The 20,831-nt window shown below is 72.9% G+C and carries 19 protein-coding genes; 5 read left to right on the top strand and 14 right to left on the bottom strand.

All coding sequences use genetic code 11. From position 1 onward, the window contains the following. Window positions 1-47: 47 nt before the first annotated feature. From ACWCRA_RS18565 to ACWCRA_RS18595, 7 genes are all read right to left on the bottom strand, one after another. Window positions 48-473, bottom strand: a complete 426-nt coding sequence (locus tag ACWCRA_RS18565; RefSeq protein WP_351547562.1) for a hypothetical protein — start codon at window positions 471-473, stop codon at window positions 48-50. A 343-nt stretch (window positions 474-816) separates the two neighbouring features. Beyond that, the gene (locus ACWCRA_RS18570; protein ID WP_351547565.1) at window positions 817-2,109 is read right to left on the bottom strand and encodes a helix-turn-helix transcriptional regulator; all 1,293 of its coding nucleotides are present in this window, start codon (window positions 2,107-2,109) and stop codon (window positions 817-819) included. A gap of 447 nt (window positions 2,110-2,556) precedes the next feature. Next, entirely contained in the window at window positions 2,557-3,756 is a 1,200-nt protein-coding gene (locus ACWCRA_RS18575; protein WP_351547568.1) for a cytochrome P450, read from the bottom strand. Window positions 3,757-3,805: 49 nt separating this feature from the next. Next, a complete protein-coding gene (locus tag ACWCRA_RS18580) occupies window positions 3,806-4,027 on the bottom strand; it encodes a ferredoxin (protein ID WP_451068074.1) in 222 nt (73 codons plus the stop codon). Further along, the gene (locus ACWCRA_RS18585) at window positions 4,024-4,911 is read right to left on the bottom strand and encodes a TIGR03621 family F420-dependent LLM class oxidoreductase (protein WP_351547570.1); all 888 of its coding nucleotides are present in this window, start codon (window positions 4,909-4,911) and stop codon (window positions 4,024-4,026) included. The genes ACWCRA_RS18580 and ACWCRA_RS18585 overlap by 4 nt, the downstream gene beginning before the upstream one ends. Window positions 4,912-5,006: 95 nt before the next feature. Next, the gene (locus ACWCRA_RS18590; RefSeq protein WP_451068075.1) at window positions 5,007-5,774 is read right to left on the bottom strand and encodes an SDR family oxidoreductase; all 768 of its coding nucleotides are present in this window, start codon (window positions 5,772-5,774) and stop codon (window positions 5,007-5,009) included. 68 nt (window positions 5,775-5,842) lie between these two features. Continuing rightward, window positions 5,843-6,334, bottom strand: a complete 492-nt coding sequence (locus tag ACWCRA_RS18595; RefSeq protein WP_351547573.1) for a nuclear transport factor 2 family protein — start codon at window positions 6,332-6,334, stop codon at window positions 5,843-5,845. Window positions 6,335-6,601: 267 nt separating this feature from the next. Between ACWCRA_RS18595 and ACWCRA_RS18600 the strand changes: the two genes are divergently transcribed. Beyond that, window positions 6,602-7,078, top strand: coding sequence for a MarR family winged helix-turn-helix transcriptional regulator (locus ACWCRA_RS18600; RefSeq protein ID WP_451068076.1), 477 nt, complete (start codon window positions 6,602-6,604; stop codon window positions 7,076-7,078). A gap of 144 nt (window positions 7,079-7,222) precedes the next feature. After that, on the top strand, window positions 7,223-7,870 hold the full coding sequence (locus tag ACWCRA_RS18605; protein ID WP_351547578.1) for an isochorismatase family protein: 648 nt from the start codon (window positions 7,223-7,225) through the stop codon (window positions 7,868-7,870). Between the two features lie 138 nt (window positions 7,871-8,008). On the opposite strand, the gene ACWCRA_RS18610 is transcribed toward ACWCRA_RS18605, so the two are convergent. From ACWCRA_RS18610 to ACWCRA_RS18625, 4 genes are all read right to left on the bottom strand, one after another. Continuing rightward, window positions 8,009-10,186 (bottom strand): SpoIIE family protein phosphatase, encoded by a 2,178-nt coding sequence (locus ACWCRA_RS18610; RefSeq protein WP_451068077.1) that lies wholly within the window; start codon window positions 10,184-10,186, stop codon window positions 8,009-8,011. Window positions 10,187-10,608: 422 nt separating this feature from the next. Beyond that, window positions 10,609-14,196, bottom strand: a complete 3,588-nt coding sequence (locus ACWCRA_RS18615) for a phosphodiester glycosidase family protein (RefSeq protein ID WP_451068078.1) — start codon at window positions 14,194-14,196, stop codon at window positions 10,609-10,611. A 162-nt stretch (window positions 14,197-14,358) separates the two neighbouring features. After that, entirely contained in the window at window positions 14,359-14,883 is a 525-nt protein-coding gene (locus ACWCRA_RS18620) for a DUF6328 family protein (protein WP_351547584.1), read from the bottom strand. A 50-nt stretch (window positions 14,884-14,933) separates the two neighbouring features. Then, the gene (locus tag ACWCRA_RS18625; protein WP_351547587.1) at window positions 14,934-15,803 is read right to left on the bottom strand and encodes a SigB/SigF/SigG family RNA polymerase sigma factor; all 870 of its coding nucleotides are present in this window, start codon (window positions 15,801-15,803) and stop codon (window positions 14,934-14,936) included. 274 nt (window positions 15,804-16,077) lie between these two features. Between ACWCRA_RS18625 and ACWCRA_RS18630 the strand changes: the two genes are divergently transcribed. Further along, window positions 16,078-16,248, top strand: a complete 171-nt coding sequence (locus tag ACWCRA_RS18630; protein WP_351547590.1) for a hydrophobic protein — start codon at window positions 16,078-16,080, stop codon at window positions 16,246-16,248. An 84-nt stretch (window positions 16,249-16,332) separates the two neighbouring features. Here the strand turns inward: ACWCRA_RS18630 and ACWCRA_RS18635 are convergent, their stop codons facing one another. Both ACWCRA_RS18635 and ACWCRA_RS18640 read right to left on the bottom strand, forming a co-directional pair. After that, window positions 16,333-18,177, bottom strand: a complete 1,845-nt coding sequence (locus tag ACWCRA_RS18635) for a transketolase (protein ID WP_351547593.1) — start codon at window positions 18,175-18,177, stop codon at window positions 16,333-16,335. Window positions 18,178-18,417: 240 nt separating this feature from the next. After that, the gene (locus ACWCRA_RS18640) at window positions 18,418-18,639 is read right to left on the bottom strand and encodes a DUF6458 family protein (RefSeq protein WP_351547596.1); all 222 of its coding nucleotides are present in this window, start codon (window positions 18,637-18,639) and stop codon (window positions 18,418-18,420) included. Between the two features lie 175 nt (window positions 18,640-18,814). Between ACWCRA_RS18640 and ACWCRA_RS18645 the strand changes: the two genes are divergently transcribed. After that, window positions 18,815-19,360, top strand: coding sequence for a type 1 glutamine amidotransferase domain-containing protein (locus tag ACWCRA_RS18645; protein ID WP_351547599.1), 546 nt, complete (start codon window positions 18,815-18,817; stop codon window positions 19,358-19,360). A 73-nt stretch (window positions 19,361-19,433) separates the two neighbouring features. Here ACWCRA_RS18645 and ACWCRA_RS18650 read toward each other — a convergent pair whose 3' ends face one another. Beyond that, window positions 19,434-19,712 (bottom strand): DUF6158 family protein, encoded by a 279-nt coding sequence (locus ACWCRA_RS18650; RefSeq protein WP_351547601.1) that lies wholly within the window; start codon window positions 19,710-19,712, stop codon window positions 19,434-19,436. A 306-nt stretch (window positions 19,713-20,018) separates the two neighbouring features. Between ACWCRA_RS18650 and ACWCRA_RS18655 the strand changes: the two genes are divergently transcribed. Then, window positions 20,019-20,825, top strand: a complete 807-nt coding sequence (locus ACWCRA_RS18655) for a VOC family protein (protein ID WP_351547604.1) — start codon at window positions 20,019-20,021, stop codon at window positions 20,823-20,825. The last annotated feature ends 6 nt before the right edge of the window (window positions 20,826-20,831 follow it).

A 20,831-nucleotide genomic window follows, 5' to 3' on the forward strand; every position in this document is an offset into this window, starting at 1 on the left:
GCTCGCCCGGCCCGGCTGTGCGCCGCGGTCCGGTCGCGGGTGCCCGGTCACGCCTTTTCGATGTTGTGGGCGATCCGGGCGAGCACGTCGTTGGCGGCCAGGAACTCGGTCTCGGATATTCCCGTCAGTGACGCGGCGGCGTGGGCGTTCACCAGTGACTCGGCGCGGTCGTGTGCCGCGACACCGGACTCGGTGAGCGTGATGCCGTCGTCGGTGACCCTGACCCAGCCCCGGACATCGAACTCGTCGATGATCCACTGATAGGAGTCGACATCGTCGACCGCGAGAAAGGGGGCGAACGCGGCGTCGATGGCGGCGATGGTGTCCACATGGATTCTCAGTGCGTGGATCACCTGCCATCTCCGGCGGTCCAGCGCCTCTCCGGAGAGTGCCCGCGCAGTGGACTCGTCGAACAGCTGGTGCAGATGGAGAAGCCAGTAGCCGATGCGCTTCGTCGTGTTCTGCTGGAGCATGGAGAGCACCTGCCTCTGCACTGGGCGGTCACGGAGATCCCGGACTCCGGCGAATCCGGGGTCACGCGGAAGTAAGGGGCACAGGGGATGTCGGCCGATGGCTGGACGTACGGTCCCGGATTCCGGAGAGGGACGCGGTGGATTTCACCGACGAGGGTTACCGGCGGGAGGGAATCGGGTTGATGCATTCACGGGGAATGACCCGACAACATGACTCTGGCACGGGGTGCCGCGGAGATACAAGGGCGGCCGGGAGAACCTACGGTGCGGCCCCAGGGACGGCCCACGGGATTCCCGCTGAACTCGGGGGGCAATCAGCGGGAATCCCGTATCGGTCCGGTCTCTACATCGCGGCGGCGCTCAGGGCGGTGACCAGTTCCCGGCGACCCGATATGGCGAGCTTGCGGTAGACGTTGGAGAGGTGGAACTCGACGGTCCGAACCGTCAGGAAAAGCGTTTCCGCGATGCGCCGGTTGCTGTATCCGGCGCGGGCCAGCTGCGCCACCTTGGTCTCCTGACGGGTGAGCGTCTGAGTACTGCCGGGCAGGTCCAGCCGGTCCAGGGCCGCTTCCGCCCGGTCCGCCCAGAAGCCGTTGCGGCACTCGCGCGCCACCTCGCCGGCCGCCCGGAACCGGCTCCGGCCCCCGGTCGGGTCGTCGCGCTCGACCAGCAGGGCGCCCAGGTCGTGGAGCGCCTGCATCTGCTCGGTGCGGGCGGAGCCCAGATCGAGGAGCTGGACCGCCTCCTCCAGCAGCGCCACCGATGTCTCGTCCCGGCGGGCCAGCGCCACGGCGTGCAGCGCCGTCCCGAGAGCGCGGGGTGAGCACCACTTCCGCGCCGCGGCCAGTTCGTCCTCGGCCAGTACGAGGGCCAGATCGTAGCGGCGCGCGCCCAGCGCGCCGAAGGCCGCCTTCGAACGCCAGGGAATCACGGCGGGATTGCCGACATTCATCGAGGCCAGCATCCGTCCGCAGGCCGTGAAGTCGTCGATGGCACTGGGGAAGCGGCCGGTGGCCAGGTACAGCCCGCCCCGGGCGGCCAGCAGATGGGCCCGGTCGCGCGGACCCTCGTCCAGCTCGCCGGTCAGCTCGTGTTCGAGCAGCAGCTCATCGGCCGACTCGAACTCGCCGAGATGGACGAGTGCCTCGATCTGCCAGGCCACGACGAGGGAGACCGGTGCGGCCGACGCCGCCCGGGCGAGCAGGATTCCCAGGATCTCGGACGCGCGGTGCACATCGCCGGCGAAGAGGGAACTGCGGGCGCGCAGCAGCATGAGCAGATCGTGGTGGCGGGGCGAACGGGTCCAGCGGGGGTCGCGGGCGAGCCGCTCGCACTGCGCGTTCGTGACCGAGAGGTCACCGGTGTAGAGCGAGGCCAGGACCGCCAGCCAGGCGCACCGGGCGTTCATCCGGACCGCGTCGGAGGTGAGGGCCCGTGTCGCATCGTCGGTCACCGATCTGCGGCCCGCCGCCAGATGGGCCGGTTCGGTGGTGTGGGGCGCGGCACAGCTCTCGCGGACGCCGCCGTGCTGGCCGGCGTCGGCGGAACCGGCTCCCGGTAAGGAGCCGGTGGGGTCCTGTCCCGGCTCCGCCGGGTAGCGGTAGGTGGCGCCGGCCGCCGACGCCGAGTCCGTCATGTACCGCACGGATGACGATGCCTGACAGATGCAGCTCTGCCCGGATTCGTGCCTTCTGTAGTTTCCCGTCATTTTCATTTGGTTCTCTCCATGCCTGGTGTGGCGTCCCCCGCGCGCTGTGAACCTACCCTCGGCCTCAGCTGCTCGATCATCGATCAATGCGTTTTCCGATATGTCGCACCGAAGCCTGGATTCTGACCTCCGAGACACTTCGGCGCTGTCCGTCAACCGGTTTTTTTCGGTCCCGTTGAATCAGCGATCGAGCCAGCACCGCTGAAAAGGGAATCCCATCGCCCGTGGCGAATGCGGGGAAACACGGAAGGGCGCCGAACGCCGAGTGGGTGTCTGTTGCATGTTGCACCACTCGGGCGTTCGGCGCCCTTTGAAGGTCATGGCCGGGAATACGCGTGCCCGGCCGGAATCAGTTCTCGCTCGGGCGGCCGGCGTTCACCAGGCGACCGGGAGGCTCCTCACCCCGAACACCAGCGCGTCGGTGCGGTATTCGAGCTGCTCGAACGGGACCGCGAGCCGCAGCGCGGGGAATCTGCGCAACAGCGCCGGCAGCACCGTCCGCAGTTCCAGGCGGGCGAGCTGCTGGCCCAGGCACTGGTGCGGACCGTACCCGAACGCCAGATGCCGGACCGGCCTGCGCCGGACATCGAGGTCGTGCGGCGCGCCCGGGGCGACGTCCGCGCCGTGGTTGGCCATCAGTCCCGAGATGATCACCCGCTCGCCCGCGCGGATCTCCTGGCCGTTCAGCGTCAGATCGCAGCTCGCCTGACGGACCAGCGGCGGCGCCACCGAGAGCAGCCGGAGCAGCTCCTCGACGGCGTTGGCGGCCACGGACTCCTCGTCGCGCACCAGGGCGAGCTGGTCGGGATGGCGCAGCAGGGTCAGCACACTCATCCCGATCGTCGAGGTGAGGGTCTCGTGCCCGGCCACGAGGATGTCGTTCCCCATGCCGACGAGTTCGTCGTCGGTGAGTTCGGCGCCGTGCCGGCGGACCAGGTCGCCGAGGATGTTGTCACCGGGCTCGCGCCGGTGTGCCGCGATCAGCCTCCCCATGTACTCGGTCATCGCGCCGAAGTTCTCCTGCTGCACCGCGAGGGTCGTCCCGACGCTGGTGGCGATGGAGCTGCGTGCCCGGATGCCCTCGTGGTCCTCCTCCGGGGCACCGAGCAGCTCACAGATCACCATCAGGGGCACGGGACCGGCGAACGTCTCGATCAGGTCCGCTCCCGGTCCCTCCCGCTCCACCGCGTCCAGGTGCGTCTCGACGATGCGCTCGATCGCCCCGGCCATGGCCCGGACACGTCGGACGGTGAACGCTCCCGCGTGCATGCGCCGGTAGCGGGTGTGCTCCTCGCCGTCGTAGTTGAGCAGGGTGCCGGGCTGGGTCATCATCGTCCGCGGTCCGGTCAGGTCCCGTTCGAAGGCGAATCCGGCCTCGTAGCGGATGTCGGACAGCACGGTGCGGGAGTCCTCGGCCCGGGCGACCAGGACCGCTTCGAACGCGCCGAGCTGGGCGCTGGGCACCCGTACCCGGTGCAGCTTCTCGTCCTGGTGCTGTCGCACCAGATCGGCGTCGGGGCGGTAGGGGCATCCGGCCGCGCGCCGGTTGTGCGGCATGCTGTTGTCCTGTGTCATGTGGCCTCCCTCTCGGCAGCGGTCCTCGGCTCGTCCCGGGCGCGCCGGGTCAGCGCGCGCCGTTCTCATGGAGCCGGATGGCGGCGGCGGGGCAGAGGTCCGCGGCCTCCCGCACCCCCTCGTGCTCCCCGGCCGGCGGCCGGTGGTCGAGCAGCACCACGACGCCGTCGTCGTCGCTCTGGTCGAACACCTCCGGGGCGACCGTCACACACTGCCCGGAGCCGATGCAGTCGTCCCGCTCCACGCTGACCGCCAGATACGGGCCGCTCATCGCAGCGCCCGCATGACCGGTGCGAACGATTCCATCTCGTGCTCCAGCACGGTGTAGTAGTTGAGACCCAGGCTCGCGCGCCGCCGGCGCAGCCGCTCCGCGCACTCCTCGGGGGTGCCGATGAGGATCGACGGCAGCTCGGCCAGCTCCTCCATGCCGAGGCCCAGATCGTTCTGCCAGACGTCCTTGACACCCCCGGCGGTACCGGGGGGCAGCACCCGGTGGATGGCCATGTTGAGGTCCACCTCGCCGGCCCGGTCTCCGAGCAGCTTCCGCACGAAACCGATCCGGTCCGTGACCTCGGCGAGACCGGCGAGCTTGAGTCCGTCGCCGTCGCGCACCGGGGCCGTCCCGGTGAACGCGACGATGTCGGCGTGGTGCGCGGCCAGCCCCAGCACCCGGTCGCCCCGGCCGGCGATCAGGAGCGGGGGCGCCGAGGGTCCGGCGTACCGGGCGTAGTGCTCCCGTTCGGCGGCGGGTTTCCTGAACTCCCGGACGATCGTCTCCAGATGTGACACCCGCTCGCCCGCGGGCGTCCACGGCAGGCCCGCCGCGTCGAACTGTGCCCGGTCGTACCCCGCGCCGAGACCGAGTTCGACCCGGCCGCCCGAGTACCGGTCCACGGTGGCGATGTCCCGCGCCAGCACCGCGGGGGTGTAGAACGACGTGTTGAGGACGAGGGTGCCGATCCGCACCCGCTCGGTGGCCTCGGCGGCGAGCAGGAGCGTCGGGATCGGTGCGGGCATGCCGAGATGGTCGGAGACGGACACGGCGTCGTAGCCGAGGTCCTCGGCCGCCCGGACCTTGGCGACCCACTCGGCCCGGGTGGTGGGGGTGTGGATGCCGACACCGAACCGGAACGGCCGCTCTGCCACGGAACTCACGGGTGATACCTCCATCGGGGAGACTGCTGGGGCGCCGGCCGGGGGCCGGAGCGGCCGGGCGGTCCATCCGGCCCGGACCGCCGGTTCCGGCGCGGTCAGCCGAGCAGGGTCCCACCGGTGGCGTCGACGAACGCACCCGTGATCCAGCGGGCCTCGTCCGTGGCCAGGAAGGTGATGACATCGGCGACGTCGACCGCCTCGCCGACCCGTTTGAACGCCGACACCTGTGCCATCTGCTCGACCGCCTCGGGGATGTCGAACAGAGCGCTGCCGTTGTTGGTGATACCGGGCGCCACACTGTTGACGGTGATGTTCCGCGCGGCCAGATGGCGGGCGAAGTGCAGGGTGATCTGCTCGATCGCGCCCTTGGTCATCGCGTACGCGATCTGCTCCGGGTTGGCGACCCGGGTCAGCCCGGAGGAGATGTTGACGATCCGGCCGCCGTCGGACATCAGCCCGATCGCCCGCTGGACGATGAAGAACGGGGCCTTCGCGTTCACCGCGAAGAGGTGGTCGAAGTCCTCGGGCGTGACGCTCTCCGGCGGCGCGCCCGCCGGGGTGGTGACACCGGCGTTGTTGACCAGGATGTCCAGCGCCGTCGCCCCGGTCCGCTCCTTGAGGCCCCGCTCCAGCCCGAGGAACAGCTCGTGCACATCGCCCGGCACCCCCAGTTCGGCGCGGACGGTGAACCCCCGGCCACCGTCCTTCTCGATCAGCGCCAGGGTCTCCCGCGCGGCCTCGTCATTGGTCGCGTAGTGCACGGCGACCAGGGCACCCTCCCCGGCGAGCCGCAGCGCGCTCGCGCGCCCTATGCCCCGGCTGGCCCCGGTGACCAGTGCGGTCCTGTTGGTCAACCTGCCCATGTGGTCGCTCTCCTCTGATCGTGTGATTGGCGCGTGTGGCGCACGCGGTGGAGCCGCGTGCCCCGGGTTCAGTTCTTCCAGCCCTGGTCCCAGGGAATGACCCAGAAAAGGTCGAGCTTGATATGGGAGAAGAGCCATCGGCCGTTCTCCCTGACATAGCTGTCGGTGAATTTCCCGGCCACCATGGCGCTCTCGGTGTCGAAGACCACCTTCTCCTCGAAGAAGGAGACACCGGTGGCCTCGTCACCCGATATCCGGACCTCGTGCCCGTGGCCGAACTGGGTGATCATGACCTGGGCCGCCGGGCTGTTCTCCTCGATCATCCGGGTCAGACCCGTGAAGTACCGCTGAATCTCCTCGCGGCCCGACGCCTGCCCGAGATGCGCGTAGTCCAGTCGGGCGTGCTCGCTGAACAGCTCCCCGACCCGGGAGAACGCGCCGTCGTTGACATGGCGGGGAAGGCTGTGGCGCAGGTCGTGGAGTTCACGGACGGCCTCCAGGCGTTCCACGCGTTCGGTGAGTCGCTTCATCTCTTCGAGCGGAACCAGGTCATCCGGCATCGCGGCAGCACCTTTCGTTCTTTCTGCGCGGCAGAGGGTTCGTGGAATTCCGGGGAGGGGCGGGCGGCCGGTGAATGCGGCGCAACCGGTTCTGTTCATCGGACCGTTCGACCTTCGCACGGGCGATCGGACAGGAACAAGGTTCGACGGCAGACCCTGAGGGGGACCCGTAGGTTCCCCCGTCACGGGCCCGCGGGACGGCGCCGCGCGATCGCGGACCCGGCCTGCGAGAATGATGCGTACGCATGCAATGAGGAGGTAGGGATTATGGCGAGGACAGGCTCCGGTGGGGTGTCCCGGCAGTTCAGGATCGGGGTCTGGAGGTCGTTCATGGAGGTGCACAACGAGGTGCTGCGCGAGATCGAGCGGGAGATCGCCGAGCGTCACCGGCTGTCGCTGAGCGAATTCGACGCACTGGTGAACATCCCCCTCGACGGCACCCGGCTGAAGGACCTCAAGGAGCGGATCGTGCTGACGCAGAGCGCGGTCAGCCGGATGTGCGACCGCCTGGCGGCACGCGGGCTGATCACCCGCACCCCCCTGGAGGAGGACCAGCGCGGGGCCACCATCCAGCTCACCGAGGAGGGCCGGAAGGTGCTCCGGGCCGCGGTGCGCACCAATGCCGAGGTGGTGGAGGCGATGTTCGCGGGCCGGCTCTCACCGGGGGAGCTGCTGGCCCTGGACGCCACCCTGGACCGGCTGAAGAGCGCCGGACCCTCGCCGGAGGACACCGCCACGGCGTGACCCGGATCACCCGACCCGGCCCCCCGGGGCCGGGAATGGAGTCCGCACAGCTGCGGTTAGGATGAATGCGCAAGCAACAAAAAGCCTGCGACTGACTCTCCAGCAACGGCCGTCACCGCGGCCCGACCCCAAGGAACCGCAGCAATGAGCAGCAACAGCTACCTCACCAACCGCCTCACCCCGGAGAACACCGGCATCCTGCTGGTCGACCACCAGACCGGCCTCCTCATGGGCGTGCAGGACCACGACCAGAACGAGGTCCGCCGCAACGCGCAGGCCCTGGCCCGTACCGCGAAGGTCTTCGGCCTCCCCCTCGTGGCCACCACCTCCGCCCCGCAGGGCCCCAACGGCCCGCTCCTTCCCGAGCTGGTCGCCGAGCTGCCCGCCGGCTCCCCCCTCATCCACCGCAGCGGCGAGGTGGACGCCTTCGACGACCCGCGCTTCGACGAGGCCGTGCGCGCCATGAACCGCCCCAACCTGGTGATCGCCGGTGTCATCACCGATGTCTGCCTGATGTTCGCCTCCCTCTCGGCCCTCGGCCGCGGCTACGAGGTGCACTCCGTCACCGACGCCTCGGGCACCACGAACAAGCTGGCCCGGGAGACCTCCCTGCTGCGCCTCCAGAACGCGGGCGCCACCCTCAACAGCACCGTCGGTGTCATCTCCGAGCTGCTGCGCGACTGGAAGAACCCCGGTGGCCCCGGCACCGCCGACATCTTCAGCAACCTGGCGATGCCCTTCTACGGAGCCGTGACGGCGAGCCACGCCTCCGCGAGCGGCAACAACGGCTGACCCGCCCCTCCCCCGGTGCCCTCCCGCCCCTCCCGGGCCGGAGGGCACCGGGCTGCGCGGAAAGAAGCGGAAAAAGGCAGAAAGAGGCAGCAAGGGGCGGAGAAAGGGCGGAGAGAGGGCGGGGAGGAGCGGGGGCGGTCAGCCGGTGGGCCGCAGCAGGAGCAGCGCCGTGTCGTCCCCGCCGCCCCCTCCCCCGGCCCCCGGCGGGCCGGTCAGGGCGTCGGCGACGGCCTCCAGGGAGCCGGTGGCGGCGGCGAGCCGGCGGGCCAGGGCCGCGAGGGCGTCGTCGATATCGGTCCCGGGCGCCTCGATCAGACCGTCGGTGTAGAGGGCGAGCACCGCCCCCGGGCGCAGCGGCACCGTGGTGGTGGGGAAGCGGGCCGCCGCGTCGACACCGAGCAGCGGGCCGCCGGCGATGTCCAGCACATGGACGGTGCCGTCCGGGTCGCGCAGCAGCGGCTGCGGATGGCCCGCCCGGGCCATCCGGGCGCGCTGGGCCCGCAGATCCAGGTGGAGATAGGCGCAGGAGGCCAGAAGATCCTGGTCGAGGTCGATCAGGAGCCGGTTGGTGGACTCCATGACCCGGCCGGGCTGCTGGCCGACCGCGGTGTAGGCGCGCACGGCCGTGCGGACCTGGCCCATGAGCCCCGCGGCGGTGACATTGTGGCCCTGGACGTCGCCGATGACGGCGGCGGCGGTACGGCCGGTGGGGATCAGGTCGTAGAAGTCGCCGCCGATGTCCATGCCCTGGGTTCCCGGCCGGTAGCGGGCGGCGACCTCCAGGCCGTCGAGCGCGGGCAGCGAGTGCGGCAGCAGGGCGGACTGGAGACCCTGGGCGAGCCGGTGCTTGGTGTCGTACAGCCGGGCCCGCTCCAGGGCCTGGGCGATCAGCCCGCCGAGGCCGGTGAGCACGGCCCGTTCGTCGGTGGAGAAGCGGTGCTCCTCGGAGAAGCCGAGGACACAGGTGCCGACCGGCCGGCCGGAGGCGATCAGCGGGAGATAGGCCCAGGCCGCCATGCCGTCGGGGGTGGTGAACCGCTCGGGGTAGACCCGCTCCAGCTGCTCCCGGGACTCGAAGAACGACGGCACCCCGGTGACCAGGGACTGGGCGCCCGGGATCGGCGCGGTCAGCGGTGTCCCGTCCCAGCGCTCGACCGTCTCGGGGTCCGGGTAGCCCCGGTGGCCCAGGACCCTGAGCCGGCCGCTCTCGGCGGCCAGGATCACCAGGGCGCTGCCGCCGAGGGAGGGCATGATCTCGTCGGCGACCAGGCCGATCACATCGGAGACGCTCACGGCCTCGGTCAGCGCGATCGCCAGATTGGCGATGTGGGAGATGGTGACGAGCCGGTGCGGGTGCCCGGACGGCGTCTGTCCGGGAGTGTCGCCCACTCCCGCCCGGGCGGGGGTGATGTGGACGCTCACCCCGTCGCGGCCGGGGTGCAGCCGGAAGGTGAGCCAGTCGCGCGGTGGCCGCAGTGCCGTGAAGGCGGTGGTGTGCTGGCTCAGCATCGCGGCGCGGTAGCGGTCCTCGTACACCGGGTCGTTGAGCCACGGCAGCGCGGTCCACAGCTGGCTGCCGGTCAGCCGGGAGACCGTGATGCCGAGGAGTTCGCCGGTGGCGGGGTTGGCGTAGACGACGCGGCCGTTGACATCCAGACCGCACATGCCGTCCGGCATCCGGTTGAGCATCTGGATGGCCTCGATGGCGCCGACACCGGTGGCCATGGCCCGGGAGCCGAGGAAGTGGGTCTCGGGGACGACGGGCCGGCCGCGCTCGGCGGCGCGCCGCAGCCTCAGCGCCAGCCGGTCGCAGGCAGTGGTGATCAGGGCGCACTCGGCGTCGGACAGCTCGGGCGGGTGGGAGGCGGGCCAGGTGACGTACAGGGCGCCGTAGGCGGTGCCGTCGCTGAGGAGGGGGGCGGCGGCGAGACAGTACGGGTACGGCAGGACGACGGCGATCCGGGGGTAGCGGCGGGCCATGTCCTCCTCGCCGGAGATCCAGACCACCCGCTGTTCGCGCACCGCCTCGGCGACCGGGATGGGGGCCGTGAGGGCGATCCGCTCCCAGGGGGCGGAGAAGGAGCGGGGCAGCCCGGCCTTGACGGCCATGTCGAGCGTCCCGCCGCTGTCGCCCCGGCTGAGCAGGTAGAGAGCGCCGGAGTGGGCGTGGACATCCTCCATCAGCCCCGCCAGGGCGAGCGACAGCAGCGGCTGGGAATCCCCGGTCCCCTCGGGGGACCCGCTTCCGCGGCCCGACGCTGCGGCCCCGGAGGCACGCGGCCCGGTCACCCTGACCACCTCCTCCGCACCACTCATCACCAAGGCTGCCGGGTGATGCGGTTTCCCGCACGGCGAGGGCGCGCCGCGCCGGGGGCGGCCGGGAGGGGGCCGCCGTCCCGGCCGGGCCCACCGCGACGGGCCCCCGGGGCGGTGCCCCGGGATCACCCGGGCAGACGGACGAGCACGCCGCACGGACACCGGCGGCCCCGGCGGCGACCGGCGCGCCCGACCCCGGACGCCCCGGCTCCGCCCCTCCGGACCACCCGACGCGGCCCGGCCGCACCGCGCGAGCCGGACCACCGGGCCCGCCGAGCGCCCGACGGGCCCGGCGCGCACCCCCGCGCCCGCGAGCCGGCGTCGCGGTGATCGCCGCGGCGGCCCTGCTCCATCCGCCCGCGTCACCGCGGACCGGAGGACGGATCGACGGCTCATGGCCCACCCCCCTCCCGGCCCGGCGCTCAGGAGACCGGGGCACGGCGACCGGACGGTCCGGGCGCGGGAGGCGCCGGGGCCGGCCCGGGCAGCTCGACGGACCGGACGGCGGCCCCGGCCCCCTTCCCGGACGGGGTGGCGGTCCCCCGCCGCGCGTCCGGCTCGGGCGGTGTGCCGGTGGCGTCCCCTGCCGCCGGCATCACGATCCGGGCACGCTCCGTCACCCCCGAGACCCTGACCGAGAGGGTCACCTCCCCCGCCCGCAGCGCCGTCAGCAGGCCCGTCGCGGGGTCGAAGGCGGCCGTGTGGCGCGGGCGGGCGGTGCCCGCCGGACCGATGTGGAGCCGGGGGGAGCCCGTCCAGTCGACGCTCACGGGGTGGGCGGCCGGTACCTCGCGGGTGCCCTGGCCGACCGTCGCCGCCACCTCCGCGACGCTGCCCGGGGGGAGCCGCCCGGGGGCCCTCAGAGTGAGCCGGTCGGTGTGGGCGCGGGTCTGCGCGGAGATCCAGTCGGGGCGCGCGGTCCACGGCCGGAGACGGGCCGCGAGCCGCTCCGCGTGGCCGACGGGGTCGACCCCGACCAGCGACCAGCCGGTGAACCCGCCCTCGCCGGCCGGCCCCGCGGGCGATTTCCCGGAGTTGCCGTTGATCAGATACGGCACCCCGTCGACGTGCTCCGCGTGGAAGACACCCGCATGGGAGCCGATCAGACCCGCGCCCTTGCCGGTGGCGCGGCGGAACCCGGCCAGCCACCGTTCGAGCAGCGCGGCCTCCTTGCGGTCGCCGAGCCGGCTGCCCTGCTGCGGCGTCGGATCGCGCGGCGGCACATGCTGCACGACCAGCACGGAGCCGATCCCCGGGTCGCGGGCCGCCGCGTCCAGCTGCGCCCGCAGAGCGGTGATCTGCTCGAATCCGCCGCCGCGCAGGGTCAGCCGGGAGGTGTCCAGGGTCAGGAAGCGGGTGCCCCGGTGGTCGAAGACCCGGTGCGCGGGTCCGAACTCGGCGATGAAGTCGTCGATCCGGCCGCCCATGACCTCGTGGTTCCCCGGGACATAGATCCAGGGCAGGCCGGTGCCCAGCTCCTCGGTGAGGACCCGGCGGGCGAACGCCAGATCCGCCGGTGCGCCCTCGTCGACCAGATCGCCGTTGACCAGGAGGAAGTCGGGTCGGGCCGCCCTGATCTCGCGCAGGGTGCGCCGGGCCTGCCGGACGATGGCGCTGTCGGGGTCGCGGGCGACGAACTGCGCGTCCGACATCACCGCGAACCGCCACTCCCGGTCCGCCGTCACGGCGGCGGAGCCGATCAGCGGATCGGGGGCGCGCGGCTGCGGGGGCAGCTCCACCTCCGGCGGCAGCTGCGCGGTGAGTCCGTCGATGACCACCCGGCCGGTGTACTGCCGGGCCGCCGCGGTCTCGGCGAGGTAGAAGCGGCGCACCGACAGCGGGGTGGCGGCCCCCTGGGGCACGGTGAAGGTCACCCGCCGCCAGCCCGTCCAGGTGAGGTACGGGCCGCGCAGCAGCTGATCCGAGCCGGCCGCGTCCCTGAGGTGGAGGGTGGGCCAGGCGCCGTTCCCGTCGCCGTCGATCCACAGGGTGAGGGAGCGGGGCTGTCCGGGCAGGGCGATCGGCCGGGGCGGGGTGGCGTAGGCGGCACGGGTGGCGGTGGAGCGGGTGAAGTCGTAGGCCAGCGCCAGGCCCGTGCCGCTGTGGCCGGCCGGGGTGGCGGCGACCGAGCCGGCCGCGCGCGCGTGGCTGAAGGTCCACTCGGCGGCGTCGTCGAAGCCGGCGGCGGGCCGTTCGGTGAGGCCGGTGGTCACGGCGAGGGAGGTGGTGACGCCCCGGACCGTCGCGATGACCCGGCCGGCGCCGGAGCCCGTGCGGGCGGTGACGGCGAAGGAACCGGCGCCGTCGTCCCGGATGTCGAAGAGCTCCCGGTCGTGGACGAGACGGACATCGGCGGGTTCGACGGGGGCGCTGTTGCCCTGGGCGTCGAACCCGAGGATGCCGAAGCCGCCCGTCGCGCCGGTGTCCGCGAGCCCGAGGCGGCGGGTGGTGGGTTCGATGCGGGTGAGGTCGTCCAGGACCGTCAGCCCGATGGAGCCGTGGGCGCGGGCGCGTTCGGCCCGTACGGTCGCCGAGCCGCTGTGGCGGGCGTGGAAGACCCCCCGGGCGTCGACCCGGCCCACGGCGGGCCGCAGCGAACGCCAGTGGGGCGCACCGGCGGCGGGTCCGTAGGTCTCGTCGTGTCCTGCGGCGGTGAGCGCGCGGGTCAGCCCGGGGAAGACCCGTTCGGGGTGGCCGCCCCGGACCGGGTCGGCGGTCGGTGCGGCGACGGCGGGGGTGCGGGTGGTGACGTGGTAGCCGCGCAGTCGTCCGGAGCCGTCGGGGGCGGTGAGCGCGAGCCCGTTGGGGACGGTGCGCTCGCTGCCGTCGGAGGGGCTGTTCTCCACCTGGAGGGTGTCGCTGCCCGGTGTGCGGGCGAGGAGGGTGGAGGAGCCGCCGCCGTCGAGGTTGAGGGCGCTGTGGGAGCCGGCCCGCCGCATCATGAGCCCCAGTTCGGTGAGGGTGACCCCGCCGCTGTCGGCCTGCCGTCCGTCGACGGTGAGGATCTGCATGGCGCTGCCGTCGCGGGAGAAGCCGACGGCGGTGCGGGGGGCCGCGGTGTTGTTGCCCTGGCCTTCGTGGTTCTGCGGTACGCCGTCCACCACCAGCAGCTCCCGGCCGCCGACGGCGGTGTGCGGTACGGCTCCGCCGTCGGTGCGCGGCCGGTACTCCAGGGCCACCGGGTCCCCGGGGCGCAGCGCGGCGAGCACCGCAGCCCCGGCCTCCCGGCCGATCAGCGCGGTGGTGCCGGCCGCGACCGGGCCGGTGCCGGGGCGCGCGGCGACGGAGACGACGCGTCCGTCCCGTACCAGCGCTTCGGCGACCGGGGCGGCCGTGTCCACGGTCAGGGCGCGGTCGGCGGCGCCCCAGGCGGGGGTGTAGACGCCGATGCCCCCGGCGGGGACGTTGGCCGCGTTGAAGGCGGCCAGGGGGTGGTCGCCGGACGGGAGGGTGAGGGTGCCGTCGAAGTAGAGCTGGAGGACCCGGCCCGCTCCCCGGGGGCCGATGCCGACGGCGCGGTGGGCGCCGGGCGCGGGCGAGTGGGTCGGCTCGCCGTCCCTGATGCCGGGGCCGAGCGGTGCGCCCGTCTGGTTGATGTCGAAGAAGTCGGCGTTGACGGCGGCGACGGTACGGCGGCCGGGGCCGGGGTCGTACCGGGCGGCGAGGGCGGAGACGGTGTCCCGCTCGGCGACCCGTCCGGTGGAGAGATATCCGGCCGCCACGCCCGTGCCGGCGAGGTCGACGGAGAGGGAGTCGACCCGCAGCCACTTGTCGGATGCGAGCCGGTCCCAGGAGGTCAGCTCGATGCCCGGGGCGACCGGGCGCGAGGTGCGGGCCGTCTCGATGCCGTCGCCGTCGGCGACGGCGCGCGCGGCGGAGTCCGCCGGCGCGCTCGCGGGCGGCGGTGCGACGGGCCGCAGCACGTCCGCGGCGTTCCCCGGCCGCGCGTCGGGGCCCGGGTCCGCCGCGGCCGGCGCGACGGCTCCGGCGGCCAGCGCGGCGGCGGTCACGAGGGGGATGAGGGTGCGTCGGATGCTGCCTGGTCCGCTCCGGCCCACAACGTCTCCTGTGTCATGGCTGGTTGAGCACGGGGAAAGCGCTGTCAGCGACAGCATCCCGGGGCTCGCCCGGCCGCGCCAGAGGGGCGGGGGCAGTTCCCGGCCGCCGGGCGGTCAGGGGCCGGGCCGGCTCCCGGCGGCGGTGTCGTCGCGCTCGGGGTGGCGGGCGCGCAGCAGCACCGGGAGCACGTACCAGCAGAGCGCGAACCAGCAGACCATGCCGGCGACCAGCCAGAGCGCGGAGGAGTCGTGGAGCACCACCCGCAGGATGAGGAGGAGCGCGGACGCCATGGTGCAGAGGAGCAACAGCAGTCCGGCGACCGTGAGGCGGGAGGCCCAGACGACGGTCTGGGGTTTGAGCCGCCGGCCGGTGAGGAGCCGGTGGAAGGAGACCGGGCCGATGAGGGCGCCGGTCGCCGCGGCACCGAGCATGACGGTGGCCAGATAGATGTCCCGGTCGGTCTCGGACAGGGTGGTGAAGCGGGGCTGGAACACCACGGTGAGCAGGAATCCGAAGAGGATCTGCACCCCCGTCTGGGCCACCCGCAATTCCTGGAGGAGATCGGTCCAGCGCCGGTCGGCCCGTTCCTCCGGGGTCTCCTCACGGCCGTGCCGGGGAATTCCACCGCTGCTGCTCACCACCGGCGCACCTCGCAGTGTGGGGGACGGGTACGGTCTCCTGTCGCAGCCTAGGCGGCATCCTTCATGATTTCTCGGCGCAACCGGTCGCAGGAATTGCTGATCAGCCGTGACACATGCATCTGGGAGATTCCGAGGTCCTCGGCGATCCGGCTCTGGGTCATATCGCGGAAGAACCTCATGTAGAGGATGCGCCGTTCCCGTTCGGGGAGTTTGCGGAGCCGGGGTTTGACCGCCTCCCGGTCGATGACGACATCAAGGGCGGGGTCGGGGCCGCCCAGGGCGTCGACCATGGTGTGGCCGTGGTCGCCGCCGGCGATCTCGGCGTCCAGGGAGAGGGCGCTGAAGGACCCGATGGCCTCCAGGCCCGCTCTGGTCTCGTCGAGGGTCAGCCCGGCCTTCCGGGCGATCTCGGCCTCGGTCGGCGCGCGCCCGGACAGGGTCTGGGCCAGTTCGCGGCGGGCCAACCGGACCCGGTTGCGCTGGTCCTGGACGCGGCGCGGCACGTGCAGGACCCACATGTGGTCCCGGAAGTGCCGTTTGACCTCGCCGGTGATGGTGGGCACGGCGAAGCTGACGAAGGCGCTGCCGTGTTCGGGGTCGTAGCGGTCGACGGCCTTGACCAGGCCCAGGGCGGCCACCTGGCAGAGGTCCTCCAGGGTCTCGCCGCGGTTCCTGAAGCGGCCGGCGAGCCGCTCCGCCATGGGCAGCCAGGCGTTCACCAGCTCCTGGCGCAGGGCCTCGCGCTCGGGCCCGTCCGGCAGGGCGGCCAGTTCGGCGAAGGCGGCCCGGGTGTCGGGGGCGTCGTCATGGGGATGCCCGGTCCTCGCGCCGCGTGGGTCCCTGGGGACATCCCCGTGGACGTCCCCTGTGGTGTCTGCGGTGCTCGCGGTGTCTGCGGTGCTCGTCTGTGAGCGCATGGTGCGCGCCACTCCCTCAGCCGTGCGGACGGAATCCTTGCGACCGCGGGGGAAAGGGCCGGGTGAATTCACCCGCGCATCCGGTTCAGCCGGTGACCCGGATGCGGTTCCGCTCCGCGGGCGTGCCTCCGGTCCGAAGCACACAGGGCGGCTGCCCCTGAAACGGGGTCACAAACGCGGTGTCGCGGGAGGTTCGGAAAACTTTCCCGGAAGTTCCCGCCAAGGCGTATGAGGGTTCATCCCGGGAAGGCGTGCCCCCGGAGGTACAAAAACTATGGCTCTCATCCTGTTGGTTCTTCTGCTGGCACTGATTCTTTTCGGCGCGGGTTTTGCCGTACAGGCACTGTGGTACATCGCGGTGGCTGTCCTGGTCGTCTGGCTGCTCGGCTTCGTGCTGCGGAGCGCGCAGAGCGGTGGCGGGAGGTCGCGCTGGTATCGCTGGTGATCCGCGCGATTCGGGGCGGCGGCGGTCCTCCGGGGCCGCCGCCGCCCCGTTTCCGTGCCCGGTCCCCCGCGGGCGGCCGGGCGGTCAGCCCACGACGGCCTGTTCCACCAGGAGCCGCACCGCCGCCGTGATGGAGGCGGCGTCGATGCCGGACAGATGGAGCTGCTCCTCGGGGGTGGCCGACGCGGGCATGTTCCGTACCGCGAGGCGGATCAGCCGGGGCAGCGGCCGTCCGTCGGCGAAGGCGGAGGCGACCGCGTCGCCGAGACCGCCCTCGGGGCGGTGGTCCTCCACGGTCATCAGACAGCCCGTGGCCTCGGCCGCCTCCTGGAGGGTGGCGGCATCGACCGGCTTCACCGAGTAGAGGTCGATGACGCGGACCCCGATCCCGGCGCCGCGGAGGGTGTCGGCCGCCCGCAGCGCCTCATGGACCGTCACCCCGGCGGCGACGACGGTGATCCGGTCGTCGGGCCCGGACCTCAGGACCTTGGAGCCGCCGACGGGGAAGCGCTCGCCGGGGCCGTACAGCACCGGGGTGGCGCCCCTGGTGGTGCGCAGATAGCCGATGCCCGACAGGTCCGCCATGGCATGGACCAGCTGGACGGTCTGCTGGGCGTCGCAGGGGTAGAGCACGGTGCTGCCATGGACCGAGCGGAACATCGCCAGGTCCTCCAGGCCCATCTGGGAGGGGCCGTCCTGGCCGATCGCCACACCGGCGTGCGAGCCCGCCAGCTGGACGGCCGCGCCGGTGACCGCGGCCATCCGGACGACGTCGTGGGCGCGGGTCAGAAACGCGGCGAAGGTGGAGGCGAAGGGGGTGTATCCACGGGCCCGCATGCCCACCGCGGCCGCCACCATCTGCTGTTCGGCGATGTAGCACTCGAAGTACCGGTCGGGGTGGGCCTCGGCGAAGGCGGCGCTGCGGGTGGAGTCGCCGACCTCCCCGTCCAGGGCCACGACCTCGGGCCGCTCCGAGCCGAGGGCGGCGAGCGCGGCCCCGAAGGCGTCGCGGGTGGCGACCTCGTCCCCGATCGCGTACCGGGGTGCCGGCGGGTCGCCGCCGACGGCGTCGCGGTGGACGGTCGCTCGGGGCGGGGCCGCCACATCCACGGTGACGGACCGCCGGCCGCCGAGTTCCTCGACGGCCCGCTCCGGGTGGGGCAGCGGTTTGCCGTGGAACCCCTCGCGGTCCTCCACCTCGGCGACGCCCCGGCCCTTGTGGGTGCGGGCGATGATCGCGACGGGCCTGCCGACCGTGCCGACGGCGCCCGTGAGGGCCGAGTCGATGGCGACGACATCGTGGCCGTCGATCTCGATGGTGTGCCAGCCGAAGGCGTGCAGCCGCCGGGCGTAGGCGTCCAGATCCCACTCCAGCCGGGTGGGTCCGCGCTGGCCGAGCCGGTTGACGTCGACGATGAGGGTCAGATTGTCGAGCTTCTCGAACGACGCCTGCTCGACGGCCTCCCAGACCGATCCCTCGGCCATCTCGCTGTCGCCGGAGAGCACCCAGACCCGGTAGGGGACTCGGTCGAGCCGTTGGCCCGCGAGCGCCATGCCGACCCCGGCGGGCAGACCCATCCCGAGTGAGCCGGTGGCGACGTCCACCCAGGGCAGCCGGGGTGTGGGGTGTCCTTCGAGCCGGCTGCCACGGCGGCGGAAGGTGAGCAGTTCCTCGTCGTCGATGACGCCCGCGGCGCGGTAGAGCGCGTACAGCAGGGGCGAGGCATGGCCCTTGGAGAGGACGAGCCGGTCGTTGCCGGGGGCGGCGGGATGGTGGAAGTCGTAGCGCAGATGGTTGGCGAGGAGGACGGCGGCGAGATCGGCGGCCGACATGGAGGAGGTCGGATGGCCCGACCCCGCCGCGTCGGCCGCGCGGACCGCGTCCACGCGCAGTTGCTGTGCCAGTTCGGTCAGTTCTTCGTTTCGCATCTCACTGCTCCTCGGGGAACCGTGGGGGCCGTCGTCGGCGGACCGGGCGGTGCCGCCCGGGCCGGTCGGGGGCCCCGGCCGTGAAGCGGCGGGGCCGGTGCCGTCCGGATACGCGTCGGGGGGACCGGGCCGTCACCGGTGGGGTGGCGGTCCGGTCCCCCCGGACGGGCGGACGGCGCGGGAACGTTTCACTGGCGGCTCCCGCCGGGGCGGCGGATACGGCGGCCCCTCGGTCATCCGTTACAGCCGCCGGTCCCGGCTCTCGTCGATCACCGGGGTCGCCTGCGGCACCACCACCCGGCGGCGCTTGGCGATGCTGGTGAAGGTGACCACTCCGATGAACCCCACGGCCATCAGGATCAGGCCGATCACATCGAGATTGGCCCCCTTCATCTCCCAGTCGGTGGCGAACGTGAGTATCGCGCCGACCGCGATCAGGACGATGCATCCTCCGAGGCCCATGGACTTCCGCCTTCCTGTACAGCCGGTTGATGCCTCCCGGGTACCCGCAGTGTTCGCGGTCATGCGGAGCGCATCGGTGCGCCGGCCCCCGCATGAGGCGGCCGGGCGGGGGTACTGCGGCCCCCAGGGGGTGATGGACGAGCCGGCCCCGGCCGGACGGAAGGAGTGAGCAGGCATGAGGATCGCGTTTCTGATGGCACCCGAGGGCATCGAGCAGATCGAGCTGACCGAGCCCTGGCAGGCGGTCACCGGCAGTGGTGACACCCCGTCGCTGGTCTCCACCGAGCCGGGCCGGGTCCAGGCGTTCCACCATCTGGACCGGGCGGACACCTTCGCCGTGGACGAGGTGGTGGGCGAGGTGTCGCCGGCCGACTACGGCGCGCTGGTCCTGCCCGGTGGCGTGGCCAACCCCGACGCGCTGCGGCTGGACGAGCGGGCCGTGGCCTTCGTACGGGGCTTCTTCGAGGCGGGGAAGCCGGTGGCGGCCATCTGCCACGCCCCCTGGACCCTGGTCGAGGCGGATGTCCTGACCGGGCGCACCCTCACCTCGTGGCCCAGTCTGCGCACCGACATCCGCAACGCGGGCGGGATCTGGGTCGACGAACAGGTACGGATCTGCGACCACGGTCCGAACACACTGGTCACCAGCCGCAAGCCGGACGATCTGAAGGCCTTCACGGCGGCCTTCACCGAGGTGTTCGCGAAGAGCGCCGACCGCTGAGCCGCGCGGGGCACGCGCCGGGACGCGCGCGGCGGTGCCGGGCGGGGGCCGCCCCGGGGCCGGCGGGCGGCGCTCACCCGGCCGGGTCATGCCGTCCGTCCCGCTCGGACCGCGACCGGGCGCGGGCGCCCGCCCGGGTGCGTCCCGCCGAGACGGGACGTTCCGGGTGGCGGCGCAAATACTCCTCCTCCAGCTCCGCCATCCGGGTGGTGTGCGAGGCGAGCGCGGCGGGCGAACCGTGCAGCAGGGTGTCGTGCCGGCTCCGGTGGATGTTCTCCAGCTCCCGGATCAGCTCCTGCTCACCGAGGCGGGCGGCCTCGATCCCCCTGCGCTGGTTCTCGGACTCCGTCATGGCAGCCGTTCTCCTTCCGTCCGGCAAACTGGCGGCGCGGTCCGTCCGGGGCCCGCGTACCGCCCGGTCCGGGTGTCCGGACGTCACTCCTGACTCTGCGGGCACCCCGGGAGTCCGCGCTATCCGGCCCCGGCCCTCTCCCGGCGTCCACCGCCGGTGCGTGACTCGCGGGGACCGGGGGCCGGGGGCAGGATGGGACCCGATCCGGTCCGGCGCCCCGTGGCGTGCCGGAGATCCCGCGCGTGATCCGCCGACACCCCTCCGGGCTGTCACCCCATCGGCACAGATCTCAGGACAATGAGAGCGATGAACGAGACGACGGACCCGGCCTCCGCGCCGGGCATGACATCGAGCACCGAGGTGGTCGGCGCGCCGTGCTGGGTCAGTCTCCTGGCCCGAGACCTCACGGCGTCCCAGGCCTTCTACGGCACTGTCCTGGGGTGGGAGTTCCGCAGGGCGAAACTGGGGGACGGCTTCAGCACCGCCTTCAAGGACGGAGCGCCGGTCGCCGGGATCGGGGCGCTCGCGGGCACGCTCCAGGTGGCGGTCGCCTGGACGCCGTACTTCGCCGTCGCCGATGTGGACGTGGCGGCGGCGCGCGTCCGGGAGCGCAGCGGCACGGTGGCGGTGGGCCCGCTCGCCTTCTCGCTGGGCAGGGCCGCGCTGGCGGCGGACCGCGACGGCGCCGTGTTCGGCATCTGGGAGGGGGCGCTGATCCCCGACTGGCAGTCCGGGCACAAGGACGCGCCCACCTGGCTGCTGCTGCGCTCCCGCAACGCCTTCGACGCGGCGATCTTCTACGGGGAGGTGCTGGACTGGGCCGCGGACCGGCCGGGTGCCTGCGATGTGGGGTACGAGAACGAGGAGGTCGTCCTCGTCAGCAACGGCCATGTGCTGGCCCGGCTCGCCTCGGGCGCCCGGGGCGCCGCCCCCGACCCGATGGCCCGGCCCCGCTGGGATGTCCACTTCCCCGTCTCCGATGTGGACGCCACCGTCCGGGCGGCGCAGGACCAGGGCGGCACCGTGCTCGCCCGGCGCACCACCGACGAGGGGGCCGAGGAGGCCGCGCTCAGCGATCCGGAGGGCGCGCTCTTCACCGTCACCGGGCACTGAGGGCCA

It is taken from the genome of Streptomyces sp. NPDC001889 (assembly GCF_053594535.1).